This window comes from Pararcticibacter amylolyticus (assembly GCF_003130405.1).
Taxonomy (GTDB): domain Bacteria; phylum Bacteroidota; class Bacteroidia; order Sphingobacteriales; family Sphingobacteriaceae; genus Arcticibacter; species Arcticibacter amylolyticus.
On record NZ_QEAS01000011.1, the window covers coordinates 169,883 to 171,980 of the forward strand.

Sequence of the window (2,098 nt, forward strand, 5' to 3'; positions counted from 1 at the left end):
TAAAAGATGAAAACCTCAGAAATATTAGAGCTATCAACTGAAGAGATTGTAGCCCGCATCAGCGAAGAGAAGGCCAATCTCACAAAATTAAAATTTGCGCATACAGTTTCTGCCATCGAGAATCCATCTCGTATCAGTAAGGTGAGAAAAGATATCGCACGTTTGAATACAGAATTGACTAAGCGTAAAGCGGCAGATGCTGCTGCTGCACCACAGTCCGCTTCTGAAACAGAATAATTTTAGAGTCGAAATGGAAAGAAAATTAAGAAAGACCCGTATCGGGTTGGTAGTTAGCAACAAGATGGATAAGTCTATCATAGTTGCAGTAGAAAGGAAGGTAAAGCACCCTATCTACGGAAAGTTTGTGAACAAGACTACCAAATTTATGGCTCATGACGAAAGCAACACCTGTGGTATCGGTGATACCGTGTTGATTATGGAGACTCGTCCGCTGAGTAAGAACAAGAACTGGAGATTAGTTGAAATATTAGAAAGGGCTAAGTAATGGTACAACAGGAATCAAGACTTAATGTTGCAGACAACAGCGGCGCTAAAGAGGTTTTAGTGATCCGTGTTCTGGGCGGCACCGGCAAGCGGTATGCTTCAGTTGGTGATAAGATCGTTGTTACCGTGAAAAGCGCTATTCCTTCAGGTAACGTGAAAAAGGGCAGTGTGTCTAAGGCAGTGGTTGTGAGAACCAAGAAGGAAATCAGACGTAAGGACGGCTCTTATATCCGTTTCGACGATAACGCAGCAGTATTATTAAATAATCAGGACGAACCACGTGGTACACGTATCTTTGGTCCGGTAGCAAGGGAGCTGCGTGAAAAACAATTTATGAAGATTGTATCATTAGCACCGGAGGTATTGTAACATGGAAAAGAATAAGAAAGTACAGTCTAAGCTGAAGATCCGTAAGGGCGATTTGGTTCAGGTAATTGCCGGCGACTCAAAAGGCAAGCAGGGCAAAGTTTTAGAAGTACTGCTAAAGGAAAACAGAGTAGTTGTTGAAGGTGCAAACATGGTATCACGCCATACGAAGCCTAATGCAGCGAACCCTAATGGTGGTATTATTAAGAAGGAAGCCCCTATCCATGTGTCAAACCTGATGGTGGTTGATCCTAAGACCGGCAAACCAACCCGCGTAGGCAGACAGAAGAATGCTGAGGGTAAATTAGTAAGAATCGCTAAAAAATCCGGGGAGGAAATTAAGCAATGAGTTACGTTCCAAGATTAAAGACAAAATACAAAGAGGAGATCCGCACTGCTCTGAAAGAGAAATTTCAGTATAAGAGTGTTATGCAGGTCCCTAAGCTGCAGAAGATTGCTATCAACCAGGGGGTTGGTGCTGCAACTACTGACAAGAAATTAATTGAAACTGCTATCAGCGAGCTTTCTACCATTACAGGTCAGCAGGCAGTTGCAGCGAAGTCAAAGAAAGATATTTCTAACTTCAAATTACGTAAGGGAATGCCAGTAGGTGTTCGTGTAACATTACGCGACAGCCAGATGTACGAATTCCTGGATCGTTTGATCGCTGTTGCTCTGCCCCGTATCCGTGATTTTAAAGGAATCAATGATAAGGGCTTTGACGGACATGGAAACTATACTTTGGGTATATCTGAGCAGATCATTTTCCCTGAAATCAATATTGACAAGATCAATAAAATTATGGGAATGGATATTACCTTTGTAACTTCCGCGAAAAATGATGTAGAAGCGCTGGAATTATTAAAGCAATTTGGTTTACCATTTAAAAATCAAACAGTAAATAATGGCTAAAGAAGGAGTAAAAGCACGTGAAGTTAAACGTGCCAGGTTAGTTGCCAAGTATGCTGATAAAAGAGCTGCTTTGAAAGCTGAAGGTAATTATGCTGAACTAGATAAGTTACCTAAAAATGCTTCTCCGGTACGTTTACACAATCGTTGTAAATTAACCGGCCGTCCGAGAGGATATATGAGGCAGTTTGGTATCTCCCGTGTTACTTTCCGTGAGATGGCACTTGCCGGTAAGATCCCCGGAGTGAAGAAGGCAAGCTGGTAACAAAAGAGTTTTAAGCTATGAGTAGTAATTTGTATACCTTTTTGGTATACAAAT

6 protein-coding genes are annotated in these 2,098 nt (G+C 41.7%); all 6 read left to right on the forward strand.

Annotated features, from left to right (window positions below; translation table 11 throughout):
* Window positions 1-6: 6 nt before the first annotated feature.
* From rpmC to rpsN, 6 genes are read left to right on the forward strand one after another with little or no spacing between them, the layout of a single operon-like run.
* Complete coding sequence (rpmC, locus tag DDR33_RS14480; RefSeq protein WP_109416517.1) at window positions 7-237, forward strand: 50S ribosomal protein L29; 231 nt, start codon at window positions 7-9, stop codon at window positions 235-237.
* Between the two features lie 13 nt (window positions 238-250).
* Window positions 251-505, forward strand: coding sequence for a 30S ribosomal protein S17 (gene rpsQ / locus DDR33_RS14485; RefSeq protein ID WP_109416518.1), 255 nt, complete (start codon window positions 251-253; stop codon window positions 503-505).
* Window positions 505-873 (forward strand): 50S ribosomal protein L14, encoded by a 369-nt coding sequence (gene rplN / locus DDR33_RS14490; protein WP_109416519.1) that lies wholly within the window; start codon window positions 505-507, stop codon window positions 871-873. The genes rpsQ and rplN overlap by 1 nt, the downstream gene beginning before the upstream one ends.
* A gap of 1 nt (window position 874) precedes the next feature.
* On the forward strand, window positions 875-1,219 hold the full coding sequence (gene rplX, locus DDR33_RS14495) for a 50S ribosomal protein L24 (RefSeq protein ID WP_109416520.1): 345 nt from the start codon (window positions 875-877) through the stop codon (window positions 1,217-1,219).
* Window positions 1,216-1,782, forward strand: a complete 567-nt coding sequence (gene rplE / locus DDR33_RS14500; protein WP_109416521.1) for a 50S ribosomal protein L5 — start codon at window positions 1,216-1,218, stop codon at window positions 1,780-1,782. The genes rplX and rplE overlap by 4 nt, the downstream gene beginning before the upstream one ends.
* Window positions 1,775-2,044 carry a 30S ribosomal protein S14 gene (rpsN, locus tag DDR33_RS14505; protein ID WP_109416522.1) on the forward strand — a complete coding sequence of 90 codons (270 nt, stop codon included), beginning with the start codon at window positions 1,775-1,777 and terminating at the stop codon, window positions 2,042-2,044. The genes rplE and rpsN overlap by 8 nt, the downstream gene beginning before the upstream one ends.
* Window positions 2,045-2,098: the final 54 nt, after the last annotated feature.

What these genes read in the sequence shown, in the direction of transcription:
- rpmC (WP_109416517.1), top strand. Translation starts at nt 7, where the DNA reads ATGAAAACCTCAGAAATATTAGAGCTATCAACTGAAGAGATTGTAGCC.
- rpsQ (WP_109416518.1), top strand. Translation starts at nt 251, where the DNA reads ATGGAAAGAAAATTAAGAAAGACCCGTATCGGGTTGGTAGTTAGCAAC.
- rplN (WP_109416519.1), top strand. Translation starts at nt 505, where the DNA reads ATGGTACAACAGGAATCAAGACTTAATGTTGCAGACAACAGCGGCGCT.
- rplX (WP_109416520.1), top strand. Translation starts at nt 875, where the DNA reads ATGGAAAAGAATAAGAAAGTACAGTCTAAGCTGAAGATCCGTAAGGGC.
- rplE (WP_109416521.1), top strand. Translation starts at nt 1,216, where the DNA reads ATGAGTTACGTTCCAAGATTAAAGACAAAATACAAAGAGGAGATCCGC.
- rpsN (WP_109416522.1), top strand. Translation starts at nt 1,775, where the DNA reads ATGGCTAAAGAAGGAGTAAAAGCACGTGAAGTTAAACGTGCCAGGTTA.